The following is a 13,691-nucleotide window of genomic DNA, read 5'->3' on the forward strand; positions in this document are numbered from 1 at the left end:
CACGAGACCGCGCACACCACCCTCGGCAACACCGCCTGCCGTCGACGACGAGCGACCAACGCTCACGCACACTTCGACCAATGCCCCTGGGCGCCAGTGATCACGGGCCCGTGTGGGTGCCCATTGTGGGCGCGGGTGAGCGCCTGGTTCCGACTCCCGGTGCACAGCTGCGCAACTCCGCATTCTGGTGGCTTGCGGTCGCAGTGGGGTGTTCCTAGGCACATGCCACTCAACTAGGTCTGGTTCGTCGCCTCAGGTCGGAACTCATCTGACAGATTGCCAAGGACGTCGCGCACGAATGGGAGTCGCCGCACGATGTCCCTGTCGCTTCCTTCCAGTGTCCGAAAGTGCATGATCTTGTTGCGGAGTTGCGTCACCTCGCCGAGCGCGCGGTTCAGAGTCGACCGGTCGTACTTCGTGTCGAGAGCCTTCCAAGCGCCATCAGTGGCAAAAACATTCGCGAGGTCGCCGAGAGTGAGAGACGCTGGGTCGCCGCCGTACCCCTTCGCCGAATCCTGCAGCGCGCGCTGGACGTCGCCCTCCGTCACATGCCTTCCATCCACGAGCCGCTGAACGATGGCGCGGAGCAGCTCTTCGATTTCCGATAGAAGAAGGTAGGGGCCTGCGATGTCGGCTAGTGCCTCGCCGAGGTCGGCGCTGGTGATGATGCCCGAGATGCTCCCATCGTCGTTCACCACCAGCACGTAACCCTTCGCGTTAATCGATGCGATCGATGCCAACAAGTCGCCGTCGAGTTTCTTTTTCTCAACCGGCGTATCGATGCACTCAGCGAGCTCTGCATGTGGATTCTTCAGCAATGCCCTTCCGATTGACTCCCAACTCACGACACCAATTGGACGGTTCCCGCGCATCACTGGAAGCTGCGAGAAGCTGTGAAGCTCCATAAGCGTCCGAGCGCGGTTCAACGAATCCGATGCCTTTACTGTGATGACGGGGACGATCGAGGCGCTTGGGATGTAGTCGATTCGGAGGCGAGTTGCTCGGGGCATGCCCCCATATTCGCAGGTGGGAGCGGTGCCACATTGCAGCGGGGATTCCACGAGCTTCGATCGGGCGAGAGGCGAACGTGGTGCCCCTTATCGGCAAGAGCGCGCTCTAGGCGGGCCCCGCCCGATAACAGCCACCCCCGAGGCTCTCGTGGCATAACGAAACCAGCTCAATCAACGTCCGCGGAGATTCGAACGGGAAGCGTAACACCAGTTACTCGATCAGTCGGCGAGCGACTTCACCAGTGCATCGACCGCATCCGAATAGAAGACGAACGACAGTTTCGTTGCGACTTCATCGCTGACGTCAAACAATTGCTTCCGTGCAGAGACGGGTAGTAGCAATGTCTCTGCGCCCTTCTCCATGGCGATCTCCGCGAGCTCGGCTGCGTTCATTACACTCTCGATGCCCCCACCGAGTGTGAGGTTTCCAATCGTGATTAGCCCACCCTTAATGCTGCGTTGAAGGAGTGAACTGCATAATGCCAGCAGTACAGGGAGACCCAACGATCCGCCCGACTTCGAGGCATCGAGTGCGCGTACCTGCACATTGAACTCGTGTTCGCGCGGAGACTTATCGCCGACGAGGCCGCGAGCCTGTGCGATGAGGTTCTGTTCTGCGACGTGAATGCTCTCGCGGAGAGCGGCGGGCGTTGGCCGGTTGACAATTCGTACGCCGCTGCCGGCAGTCTCCGTGACGTCGATCCGGTACAGGCCGGAGGGCTCGTCGCCGATGCCGGGAGTGATACCCCAAACCTGGCCTGGTGGCAGTGGGTCGAGGCCGATCGTGTCGGGACTCTGCAACTCAGGGGTTACGACGAATTTCTCGATCCCCTCTTCGCCGACGCGATACCCGAACTGAGTGTTGCGGAACTCCGCGGAACCGATGCGGCGCTGTTGCTCTTTCACGCGTCGCCGGCATTCCAGCGCCAGTTCTGCAGCCCAAGCGATGTCTTCATCCGCGATCTCGGTCTCTGGATTCGGATACAACAGCTTCAGCAAGCCGTCGATTGTTTTGAAAACTGCGGTGGTATCGCGACCGCTGAGGGCATCCCCCAGATGGATTCGGCCTTGAATGAGCGACAGACGGCTCTGTGAACGCAACTGCGACCAGCACTCTGAGAGAAAGTCGCTCACCAACCCAAAGTGACCCGTGAAGTAGGCAGGGTTGAGTTTCGGGACATCCCAGCCCGGCAGGTAGGCGTGCAATCGATCCATGAAGGCCGTGTCGTCACGCATCTCCGGCGGCAACGGCGATAGCAGGTGTCCGACCCGCTGCTGGTGGGCGACATCGACATCGAAGTTACCGACCAGGACGATCGATCCGTCCGCACGGATGCTCTCGCGGCCACGGCTGAATTCGCCGGACTCCATGTACCCCTTCATGATGTTCACACCGTCCTTCTGATCGAAGGAGACGCCAGAGATCTCGTCGAAGCACACGACGTCGTGCTGGGCCACAAGCCCGCGCTGTCCCGTCGAGTTGTTGACGAACATGCGGGCCACGGTCGCCTTGCCGCCCGAGATCAGGTGCGAGTGAGGTGAGACCTGCTGGAACAGGTGTGACTTGCCGGTGCCGCGTGGGCCCAGTTCGACCATGTTGTAGTTCTTCACGACAAACGGAATCATCCGCATCAACAGGATGTCCTGTTGGCGGTCCGTCAATTGCGATGGCTCGAAGCCAACACTCCGGAGCAGCAGTTGTTTCCATTGCGATGTGGAGAAAGCGGCCCGGCCATGCGCCAGATCACCGAGTGCGGACTTCGTCGATAGTTGGATGGGACGCAGACCGACGATTCCAAATGGCTTGCCTGACGACTCGCCAGCGATCGCTGCGTCATACTCCAAATCGATCTCGGCGTAGAAGCCGCCCGTCAGCATGCGCTCGTTGTTCGCGACGAGTGAATCGTCGATGCGCACGTCGGTCAACATGAGGCTCGGCAGTGTCGCTACGTACGCGTTCGCCTTTGGATCGAGCTTCGCTTGGATGAGGTCGATGAGCTTGATTGCGCCCTGCTCGCGAGCACGCGATTTGAAGAGCTCCTCCTCTCCTGCGCGCACCGTCCGGTCGCGCAGGAGACGCTCCACAATTGCGAGGCCTTCGGCGATTTCTTCTTCATCCGTCGTGGCGCAGTAGCGACCCAGGAGAAACTCGCCCACGTAGGTTGGAACAGGGTACGCGCCCTTGAATTTCTGAGCGAGGTCTTTTCGTACCATGAAGCCGTCGAAGGCGAGGGCTGCAGTGCGATCGAGGTCATCGAGCTCTTGCATGTGGTCCCTTCTCTTGCGATGCGGAGCGCGTACTCATCATCCTCCGATTGTGGTCGTCGTCTGGGCGATGACCACGCCCGCCGAATTGATGATCACGATGTGGGCGGAGGTGCCGAGGAGCGCATCATCCGCGACCAGCAGGGACGTCCCATCCGGTGCCCAAGGCTTCGGCGCGACGATTGATGTACCCGCATCAGCCGGCTTCAATCGCATGTCGCTGAATAGATCGGGCGACAGCCCCTCACCGCTGATGCGACAGCGCATTCCCTTCCACGTCGCTTCTTCGATGCGCACGAAAGACGCAGGCGCAACCTTCCCTGCAATCAGATAAGGAATGATCGTCTCCTGAGGGCTAACCCCGCCGTGGTCATAGACTCTTCCGGACTCGAAAGCAGCGATTCCGCGGGGAATCGCGACACGGACCGACGGATCCCACGTCCAGGGAAACTCCGGTTGATCGATTCCTCCCGCGTGTGAGCCGAGTTGGGCACACCGAGACTTCTTGACAACGGTCTTTGCCATCTCGATCCCCACGACCGGAAGGCCACCCGGCATGAGAAGCCATCCGTGGTCCGTGACGACGTGAACGCGCGTCCATCCATGTTCAAGCAATCCGTGGACACGGTCTGCAATCTCTGCGATTTCCCCGTCGAGGTGATCGGCCATCTTGAGATCGACCTTGTGACCGAGCGCGTCGAGGTCGGCGGCTTCTGTCCACCCCTTGCCGGTTGTGTCGCCGTGCTCGGTCGCAGCGAACGCGGTCACACCGTTGTTCGCCATGGCAGTACGCAGGTTGGCGGCATCCATCGACTTGCCACCGAGTTCAGGTACAAAGCCTGACCCACCGTGCGGATTCGACGCCAGTGGTGCAACTGCGGGCTTGCCGGACGACGTCATCGAGGGAAATGGTGAGAGCCTCGAACGAAGCTCAACTGCGGTTCCCATCTCAGCCAGGGTTCGTTCAAGGCGACGCCCGACGTCGTATCGAAGGCCGTCGACGAACAGCGCGCACTCGCCGACTCCGAGTTCGAGGCCTGTGTCAGAGAGGGTGCCTTCGTCAGCGAGCAGATCCTGCCACTTGCGTGCGCCGGCATCTGCCCAGTCCCTGTATGTCGCGCGGATGACGCCGCTGACGGCGGCCCGGCGGGGACCTTCCGGAACCGACGCGATCGCCGACAGCACGAGGTCGTCAACCGCTGATCCAGCCGTTACGTACCACTCGCGAAACTCCGCGACTGATTTTGGGGAAGCAGTCGACTTTGTCTGGTCGGCCAGCGTCGCAAGGTAACCAATCGCATTGGCCAGCGGGGTCTGCCGCAGTTGCGCCCAAATGGATGCCCTTCGGTCGGCGTGGGCCGCTTCCAGCGACGCGACCCTCGTGCGTACCTCGGAACTCGTGCCGAGGCTGGCGGCCGCGATCAAAGCGGTTGAGAGCTCGGCTTCGGCCGATTCATTGTCTTGCGGCCACGAATCAGGATGCAACGTGACGAACACGCTGTCCCGCGCTTGGCGTAGCCGAGCGAGGATGCGTGGGTAAGCCGAGGGCGCCTCGGAGAACCGAGCCCAAACCTGGGCCCACTTCGCCTCCCGTTCGCCGAGCCGGGCAACGGCCGTGAGTACACCGTCCTTTGCTGGATCGATACCGAATTCCTGCTTACAGGTGCCTGCGAACGCCTTCCATTTAGGGCCGCTCTGATCTTCGCCCTCCGAGTCCATCCACTTCAGGAGGGACTTGACAGGGTCCGGAACCAGGAGCGTGTTCAGGTAATCGGCATCGACGTACTTGCGGGCAACGAGGGACTCGAATGGAACAATCGACAGTTCGGAGAGCGCAATCGAGAGCGCCTCCGCGGTGGCATCATCGGAGCTGACGCGGATGCCCGCGCTTCGAAGATATGAGACGGGCGTCCACTCCGAATCTCCGCTTGGCGACCACCAGACGCTTCGGAACTGCAATTCTGCAATCGGCCGGAGAGTCGGGGGACAGTCCTCCAGGGCTCGCAATGACGCGCGATCAATCCCCGGCAGGTAAATGATCGTGGGATCTTTGTCATCGCCTGCTGTGACGGTCTTCGATCTGATCCACAGGGCGGGACCCTGCGACGACTCCGGGGAGAAATCGCCGAGAGTCAAGATATCCACGCCAGAATGTCGAAATAGCGACACAACGGGTCCCCACGATTGCGTGGGGTCGGGCCACAGGATCGCGGCGGGCGCATCTTCGTCGGCCGGGTTGAAGGCGCCAGCTGCTTTGACCGACTCGAGAACGAACTCTGCGAACGTCGCGGTCATTCGATCTCGCCGCGAGCTTGGTGCTTCTGGGTGTTGGTGTGGTGGAGGTTGTTATGGCGTTCGGTACCGTCGGGATTGGTGCCCCGGTCTTTGTTCCAGTTGATGGTGAATTTGGTGCGGAGGATGCCAGCTTCGACGAAGGGGCGGATGTTCATGCGGACGCCGTCGTCGAGGTCTGGGTCCCAGCCGATGGGCTGTTCGGCGAGACTCTTCCAGCGGACGTAGATGTCGTACGGCGGTTCGCCTTCCAGGATCAGCTCGAGTTTGGTTCGGAGTTGTTCGGCGGCGGCGAGGCGGGCGGCGGCGCCGGGGATGTCGTTGCTGGCGTCGTCCTTCTGTTTCTGGATCCACCAGCCCAGGGTGGTGTAGGTGAGTTTTTCCAAGGTCTTCCGGTCGAGGCGGTGGTAATTGATCAGGGCGGAGAACCCGTCGGCGCGGCCGTCCCAGACTTGCCAGATGAACGGGCGGTTCTGGAACACCTTGGCGTGGTGTCTGAAGACGCCGTCCCGTAACCAGCCATCCAGGTCGCCGGGTTTGCCGCCAGCAGCGGTGAGGAGTTCGTCGAGTTTGCCGGTGGACCAGTCGGATCCGTATGCAGTCGCGAGGAGAGTGCGGAGCCGTTCCCCTGCGGATGCTTCCCCGGCGATCGGTTGAAGACACGCGATCCCGTCGGCGTCGGCGAGGGTGTCGAGAGTGTCAGGTTCCTGGTCGGGCCACGAGAACCCGAGCAGCCGAGCGACCGCGACCTGCATCGGTTCCGTTGAACCGGTCACGACACCCTTGAACAACCACTGCGTCGGATCATCCGAGAACGGCTCGGGCAACCCAACCGGGAACCGCTCCGCTGCCACCCGGCGCCAGTAATCTGCATCGAAGGGCACCTTGAGCAGGGTCTGGTTTGTGATCTTTAGAGAGGTATCAATCTCTCGCACTGCCTCAGAGAACGTTTCGGATGAACAATAGGCCCATATCGCAGGAAGGTCGGCGGGGTTCTTCGGCACAATCGCTGCGGTGTTGTTGTCCAACAGGTTGCCTTCGAATATCGTCGCGGAAAGCCGCCCAGTCTGCGAGATTGCCACCCCTCGAAGCCCAACAAAATTCAGACCTCTGATCCAAGCGCCTTCGCGGCCAGCGCCAAGACGTTCGGTAACCGACTTCATTAGCGCACCCCGCCCGTTGTCCCAGCGAAGAACGCCCTCCCGTCCACCGAACTCGATCAGTCCGCTGACCGTGCTCTGCTGGGGTTCCCAGCCGTTGTCGATTTGCCCTAGTTCCCAATGCATCCGACCAAAGCGGGGAATGTCGCCAGTGCAGATGCCCTGCGTTGACTCTGAGTGCTCCGACAGCTGCGGAAGGTTGCTGTGCTTTCGGAAGGCCACGCGCCCATCGGGGTTCTGGAGCTGGTCGAGTTGGTTGAAGGGCAAGACTGCAGCTGTACGCAGGTTCGACTCTTTTTGGGTTGGGGACGAAAACTCGCTGAGATCAAGCCCAAAGAAAGAATGCGAGGTCGATGGTTGATGAGTTGTATACAGGAACATGCAGACGTTGACAACTTCACCGCTGATGGCGCGGAAAGCGGCGGAACCGAGACGAACGAGAACGCCCAAAGTCATTGTGGCTAGGAAACTATTCCGGAACTTCTTGAAGCTCCCGAGGGAGAGCCAACTCTGGGGTGTTACTAGGCCTACCGATCCACCGACAACAGCAAGTTGCGCGGCCCGACTCGTGAACGCCGTCGAGAGGTCGCCCTTTGCGTCGCCATAGCTCGTGCGGAGGTTGGCGCGAAGGAGTTCATCTTGTTGCCCGACATTCAGGTAGGGCGGGTTAGTGACGATGAGGGTGTAAGTGCGGGTGAGGAGTTCGGCGGCATGGGCGATGCCGGCGGCCGCGTGGCCGAATACGGCGGCGGCCCGGTCGGTGTGGTTTTCGTTAGTGAGGGCTTGGTCGAGTAGGGGGGAGACCGTGTCCCAGTCGACGGCGAAGAGATCGTCTTGTTCGGCGGCGCGGCGGGGGTCGATGAGGGAGCCGAGGGTGTCGGCGTCTTTGAAGAGTTCGTGCAGCCGAGTGAGGGCGGTTTCGAGTTTCAGGTCGCCGTCGGCAAGGACGGTCCACTCGTGCAGCGGGGCTTTGGCGGGGATGCCGGAGCAGGCCACATTCGGCACCGGCAGTTCCCGGTAGCCGCCTTGCTTCCAGGCCTCCAAGGCGATGTTGAACATGGCGATCTGGGTGCAGCGTGGGTCCAGCTCCAGCGCGTACAGGTTCTCGCGGAGCACGGCGTCCTGCGCGTCAGCGGGAGAGAGCCCTTCGGCTTCGGCACGCATCCGCCACAGCATCCCGAACGCAGCAACCAGGAAGTGCCCGGACCCGCAGCACGGGTCCATGACGGTGACCTGGTCGATGCTGGCAGGCCAACCGTCGAATGACCCGGCGGCAGGGAACCCGCCCTCATCGAAACGGAGGTAGTCCCAGTCGGCGATCAGAGGAGAGTGCGGATGGCGGGCCGCCCACCAGGCGCCAAGGGAGTTCTCCAGCAGGAACCGCACCATGTAGTCCTCGGTGAACAACTGCGTCACCGGGGAGATGTCGGCGCTGCCGATCTTGCGGCCGGAATCATTGACGGCCTTCTTCTGCTTGGACTGCCAATACTGGTACACCCAGCCCAGAGCGTCGTTCGCAGTGAAGATCTCGGAGGGCAGACTGGTGACGATCTTCTCCAACGCCAACCGGTCCTCCGGCGCCAACCGGACCAGCACGGCGGGGTCGTCGAGGCGGAAGATGCCGGGCAGGATCTGCGACGCGAACCGGGCTGCGACCGACCAGCCGTCGGGCTCGCTTAACGAGGCGGCTAGGTCCTCACAGTCTTCCAGTGTGACCGGGGCCCCGTACGCGGGGTGCATGAGCAGGTTGTTCATCGCAAGGAACCGGGCGAAGAGCAACCGATGCCACTGCTCGTATGCGACCTCCCCGATCAACAACGGGACGGCATCCTCGACCGCGCCACTGGTGCGCGGATCTCCCAACTGGGTCGCCCGCGCCAACAGACCCTCCCGCAGGTCGATCTCGTCCGCCGTCAAGTACGCCGGCGACGCCGCATCCATCACACCAAGACGGGACAACGCCGCCGCTGCACCCGCCTCAGCGGCGGCACGACCATCACCCACGGCCCGCTCCAAGATCGAACGCAAACCCGACGACAACACCGACATGCGGATACTCCCTAGATGACGATGGACTTGTGCTCGACCAGTGCCGAGGACAGGGTTGCGTGAACCTTCTCCACGTAGGCGTCGACGTCGCCTTGTGTTTTCAATATCGCATTCGGGAGCGGCACCTTCACAGCCTCGGGCTCCAAAAGCACCCTCGCTCGATCGCGTGCTTCAGCGACGCGCGAAGGTAACGCGGCGAACAAGTCCTCCCACGAACCAAGGGGACGGTGCACGAGCGATGTCAGAACCAGTTCGGTAGTGCCAAGGCCAGGCAACGGCGGAGCTATGAGCTTCTGTTCGCTGACGATGTTCGATCTCTGGGCATCCGTGAGCTGGCTCCACGAGGCATCCGCCTGAAGCCCCGTCAGGGCATCGGCAACGGCCGCAGCGTAGAGCGCGTGCTGGGCCGACACCGAATCACGCAAGAGCTCCGTGGCCGTCGCGACGATCGGTGCGACGGGATCTGGTGAATCCAGGATGCCGCGATTGGCCGCGACCGCCTCCAGCTGGTCGCGAAGCTCCGCTGCGTCAGACGGCAACTGTGCGACTAGAGCCTCGGCAGCGCGGTAGCTCTTCAGGGCGTTGTCCTTCTGCCCAGCGCGCGTCCTTGCGTTTTGAGCGAGGTCCTTGAGCTGGGAGTCGTTGTGTGCCACGAACTGCACCAGTTCCGCACCCGACCTTGACTTGAGCTCGTCGATGAGCTCGGAGCTCATTGGCGCGGGCAATGGAGATTCACCCCCAGCCGAGCGCAGGAGTACGTCGAGCGACGAGCTGAGCACGCTGCACGCTGGTGCTTCTTCGTTCGGCGTGAAGCTGATTCCGAGGGCGGCGAGAACCCCTCGTGCTTTCAACCGCGTGGACATATCGAGCGTGACCGATTCCTTGCGGAAGACGGTCTTTCCGATGGACGTCGACTTCAACTCGGACGCGGCGATATCCGCCCCGTTGAGCTGCGCATTGATGTTTCCCGCGAGCAGGAGGATCGCGATAGCGCCGTCGATCGCGTCGCGGGGCCAACCATGCGGCGGCGCCGTGAGCTTGGTCCGGATTTCGCTTCCCTGAGCACCATGGGCCGGGATCGTCGCAAGAATTTCCTTGCAGACGGCATTCTCTGCAGCTTCACCGATGTGTCCGACTGCGCCGAGAGCGTCCGGCTTTCCTGCAACCGCATGGGAGAGCACCAGATGCCATGAACTCGAGTCGGCGACGGAGAACTTCGGGTAGAGGCGATCGAGTGACTTCTGAACGGCATTTTCGACAGCTTGTGTGAACCCCGTGCCGCTGACTGGAGTTCCTCCCGCCTGCCGCACGATAGCGTGCTTCGTTAGTTCATTTGACAGTCGCTTGATCGCTGCCTCTGCAGTTGTGACGATGGACTGAATCGCCTTCTTAGCCTCTTGGCCCTCATTGGTGGTGGGAGCTATCCGCTGTGCGATCGTGTCCGCCCCTCCGGCGCGGCTCGCCATTGCATCCGTGAGATCGTCGCCCGGGAGCTTCGGGATGAACACGTGGATGACAGCGGAATCAGTCGGAGCTGCGGATGCGGTCGCTTGGTAGCCCGCCTCGCTTGTCTCCCAGCCCGTGCGCACCCAAACCGGGACGTCGCCGGAAATTGATGGCGCATTGGTACCGAAATGAACAGTGATCGGACGAGGCGTCTTCGATGCGCCTTGCAAGAAGGTGCGAGGAATCAGTTGCTCTAGCTCTTTCCGCACGAGGGTGTCCCGGTCGGTAGCGACACGCGCGAGGTCAGCTTTATACGCCGCGACGCGGTTCTTGTAGTCCTGGTTCCATTCCTGCCCGGTCTTTGACTGCAGGATGTACTCGCCGTCTACGAGACTGAGCTTGGATTCGCCGCGGAGCTCCTCGAGGATCGTCGGCACGATCTTTCGGAGTGCTTGACCAGAGGATGAAAGGTCATCGACAAGCAGGTCGGAGATGTGGTCGGGAGTTGCGCGGACGCCCGTATCAGCAAACCCCTCCCGCGAGAGGCGTGAGATGAGAAAGACCAGCGACAGAATGCGACTGCGCAGCGGGCCATTGGCGCCGTTCCCCCGTTCGGCGGCGATTAGATCCCGTACCTCCCGCAGAAGGACTCCGGACATGATCATGCCGGGCTCCTGCTCTCCATACAAGAAGTCCGCTGCTACGACAGTGCCAATTTCGTCGTCGGCGATACTTCGCACGGCTTCGTGCACCATTCTGAGTTGGGAGCGCAACTGGCCGGCTGTTCCACCATGGTCGACTGCTTGCAGAGCCTTCTCCCAGAATCGACGGCGGCTGGGGAGTATCGGGTAGTCTGCCACGAGGTCGCTAGCGTCCCCAGCATGCGGTGCGATGGCGGCGCCGCCGAGTTCACGATCGATCTCGCCAACGTTCTTGTTCAGAACAACTTGCAACTCTGCTGTGCGGTCTGGGCGCTTCATCAGAACGACTTGCCGGACGACCTGATCGACGTCATTGTCGGACAGTTGTTGTCGTGCATTGAACCGGTCCGTGAGCTTCTGCAATGTCGGTGTCGCGCTGAGTGCGGATTGCCCGGTCGCGACGATGAACAGCAAGCCATCGAACCGAGTCTGGCAAGCCTCGATCAGACCCTGTACCTCGCCTGCCCGTGCCGCGTCGTCATTAAGAAATGCCTGCATTTCGTCGAGGACGATCAACGTTGCCGGGTATTTGCCATTTTTGTCGCTCGCGTACTGAAGAACCGCGTCGACAAGCTCGAGCAGCGAAGGCAAGTCGACCGATTCTGTGTGCGGAAACTGATTCCACAGCTGATTGCGTGCCATATCCGGGCTCGCAGCCCACCCGGGTTTCGCCTCGAGGATTCCCTCAGCCAGTTCCGAGACGTGCATATTGCTCAAAACGAAGGTCCAGTCGAGATCCTGCTCGAGAACATACTCAAGCACGGTGTCATGAATGCCTTCACGCACCATCCATAGGATGCACCGGGCCGCAGCGACATCGGTTGGAAGTCCGACGGCTCGAAGTAGAACGGTTGCAAATGCGACGTTGACGCTTTGTGGCCCGTTCAGGAGACTTCCTGCTGCGGCAAGCCGCCCACCGTTCCGCTTGCCAATGGCATCGAGCTCGACCAAGAGGTCATTGATCTCGCCTAGATTCGATACGAGCCCTCGCGGCGTTGCCCCGTCCGGAAGCGGTTTATCGCTCCAGAGGTGTTCCAGGACTTTTACAAGGTGCGACTTACCGCTTCCATAGAAGCCACTTACCCAAGCGGCCGTTTGCTGTGAGCCGACATGTTGGAGATACGCGTAAAGGATCTTGTTCAAGCCTTCGCGATACGCGCCATCGCAGACAAAAGTCTTGAGCTCGTGACGGAGAGCTTGGATTCCAGCATCGTCGTCGCTAGCGTCCACCTTCGCGACGCCTAGGTTCGGGATGGTGCTCTCGCGGGGGTCATCAGCGAACAATTCCCAGTTCTTGGTCATGCTTGGTCCTCGCTCGTGGTGATGGGAAGCGCAAGGTAGTTCCAGCCTTCGCGCGCTTCAAGGAGTCGGTAGTTGTTGTTGCGGTACTCGCCGGGGAAGAAGACAGCGAGGCGCCCGGCAACGTGAGGCGCGAGTTCGTTGAGAAGCCAGCTCGTCTCGGTGATTCCGAATAAGGATCCGGCCCCCAGGACGGCGACGACTCCGTTCGGGTCGTGCGCGTTCGTTGCTTGCTCACGGATACGGGTCACGAGCTGAGCGCGAAACTCTTGCAGCGCGGCAGTCGAGAGCACTTCGGGCTTTGCGAAGTAGCGGTTGGCGAAGGGGTGCTCACGGATCCAGCGCCCGGGCTCGTCGGTGATGTCTACGAGCTGCCACGACTTGGATGCCTTGTGCGTTGCATTCTCGAACGCCTGCACGCGAGCACGAAGTCGGCGTTCGTCCGTCGGCGGATAGACGATCATCCAGCACCGTTGAGCCGGGGCGAGATTTGACGCCCATGGGTTGGCGACGTGCGTGCTGTAGTTGGCGATGAGATTGTCGAGATCCGTCATGTTCTCACTCCCGCCATCGGGCGCAGGAGGTGGCGGAATCCGACCTCGACGACATTGCCTCCGGACTTGTATTCGAGGTAGCCCTTCCGAGCGCCTTCCAACGCGAGTGCCTCACGTTCGCCTGTGGGAACATCGAGGAAATCCACCCAGAGCGTGTCAAGAAGCGGACGGCCGCGGAGGCCCTGCAAATGGCCGAGGAACATTGCGTAACTCATCGACACCGGCGTCGCCGTGACCAGAACTCGTTCTTTATTCGTACGACCGACAAGATGGCCGGTTTGACTCCACGACGCAGCCGTATTGCGGCCGATCTTCTCCGTGCTCGGTCGGCTGTACCCGGGAAATGCGTTGCCGAGCGAATCCGCCATCATGCCGTTGGTGATGGTGTCTCCGGGTTTCGCCGTGAGGATCAGGGGAGATGTGGCACGGAAGGAGCTGTCCCGGGCGAGCACACTGAGGCCAGCCAGAAGTGGCTGCGCCAGCGGGTTCTCGACCCAGAGATCGCGAAGCGCGCGGAAGAGGATGCGATCCCGATCGAGCAGGTACATCTCGCGAAGGGCGCGGAACGTCCGCTTGCGACCTTCGAATGAGTCGCGTCCTAGGACGTTGAACTCGACTGCCTGACGCTCGTAGTCGTCGAAGTTTGCGGAAGCGGGCAGCGATGAGAGAAGGGACTGTAACGTGGGAAGCAGCATCGAGCCGCTAGTGTTCGCGCCACCCGGTGAGGAACCCTCGATGATGTCGCGATCATCGAACTCCGTCATATCGTTCCCGTCCTTGAGTGGTGGTGCGGCATTGTCGCCGCCAACGCGACCTCTCCATAATGGCCCGACTCACCGGCGATGAGTACAGGCACCGCCTGCTCGCCATCCCCTCTGGCGCCAGAACGCCGCCCCGCACAGCCTCATTGCGGTA

At 61.4% G+C, this 13,691-nt stretch carries 7 protein-coding genes; all 7 read right to left on the reverse strand.

Annotated features, from left to right (window positions below; translation table 11 throughout):
• Window positions 1-233: 233 nt before the first annotated feature.
• The 7 genes from ESP57_RS13550 to ESP57_RS13580 all read right to left on the reverse strand — a co-directional run bounded on the left by ESP57_RS13550 (window position 234) and on the right by ESP57_RS13580 (window position 13,540).
• Window positions 234-1,010, reverse strand: a complete 777-nt coding sequence (locus ESP57_RS13550) for a CBS domain-containing protein (protein WP_129231955.1) — start codon at window positions 1,008-1,010, stop codon at window positions 234-236.
• A 219-nt stretch (window positions 1,011-1,229) separates the two neighbouring features.
• Window positions 1,230-3,278 carry a protease Lon-related BREX system protein BrxL gene (gene brxL, locus ESP57_RS13555; RefSeq protein ID WP_129231956.1) on the reverse strand — a complete coding sequence of 683 codons (2,049 nt, stop codon included), beginning with the start codon at window positions 3,276-3,278 and terminating at the stop codon, window positions 1,230-1,232.
• A gap of 36 nt (window positions 3,279-3,314) precedes the next feature.
• A complete protein-coding gene (pglZ, locus tag ESP57_RS13560; RefSeq protein ID WP_129231957.1) occupies window positions 3,315-5,570 on the reverse strand; it encodes a BREX-1 system phosphatase PglZ type B in 2,256 nt (751 codons plus the stop codon).
• Window positions 5,567-8,776 (reverse strand): Eco57I restriction-modification methylase domain-containing protein, encoded by a 3,210-nt coding sequence (locus ESP57_RS13565; protein WP_129231958.1) that lies wholly within the window; start codon window positions 8,774-8,776, stop codon window positions 5,567-5,569. The genes pglZ and ESP57_RS13565 overlap by 4 nt, the downstream gene beginning before the upstream one ends.
• Window positions 8,777-8,787: 11 nt before the next feature.
• A complete protein-coding gene (gene brxC, locus ESP57_RS13570) occupies window positions 8,788-12,225 on the reverse strand; it encodes a BREX system P-loop protein BrxC (RefSeq protein WP_129231959.1) in 3,438 nt (1,145 codons plus the stop codon).
• The gene (locus ESP57_RS13575; RefSeq protein ID WP_129231960.1) at window positions 12,222-12,776 is read right to left on the reverse strand and encodes a BREX protein BrxB domain-containing protein; all 555 of its coding nucleotides are present in this window, start codon (window positions 12,774-12,776) and stop codon (window positions 12,222-12,224) included. The genes brxC and ESP57_RS13575 overlap by 4 nt, the downstream gene beginning before the upstream one ends.
• The gene (locus ESP57_RS13580; RefSeq protein ID WP_129231961.1) at window positions 12,773-13,540 is read right to left on the reverse strand and encodes a hypothetical protein; all 768 of its coding nucleotides are present in this window, start codon (window positions 13,538-13,540) and stop codon (window positions 12,773-12,775) included. Before ESP57_RS13580 ends, ESP57_RS13575 begins: the two co-directional genes overlap by 4 nt.
• Between the last annotated feature and the right edge of the window lie 151 nt (window positions 13,541-13,691).

This window comes from Agromyces fucosus, from assembly GCF_004134865.1.
Taxonomy (GTDB): domain Bacteria; phylum Actinomycetota; class Actinomycetes; order Actinomycetales; family Microbacteriaceae; genus Agromyces; species Agromyces fucosus.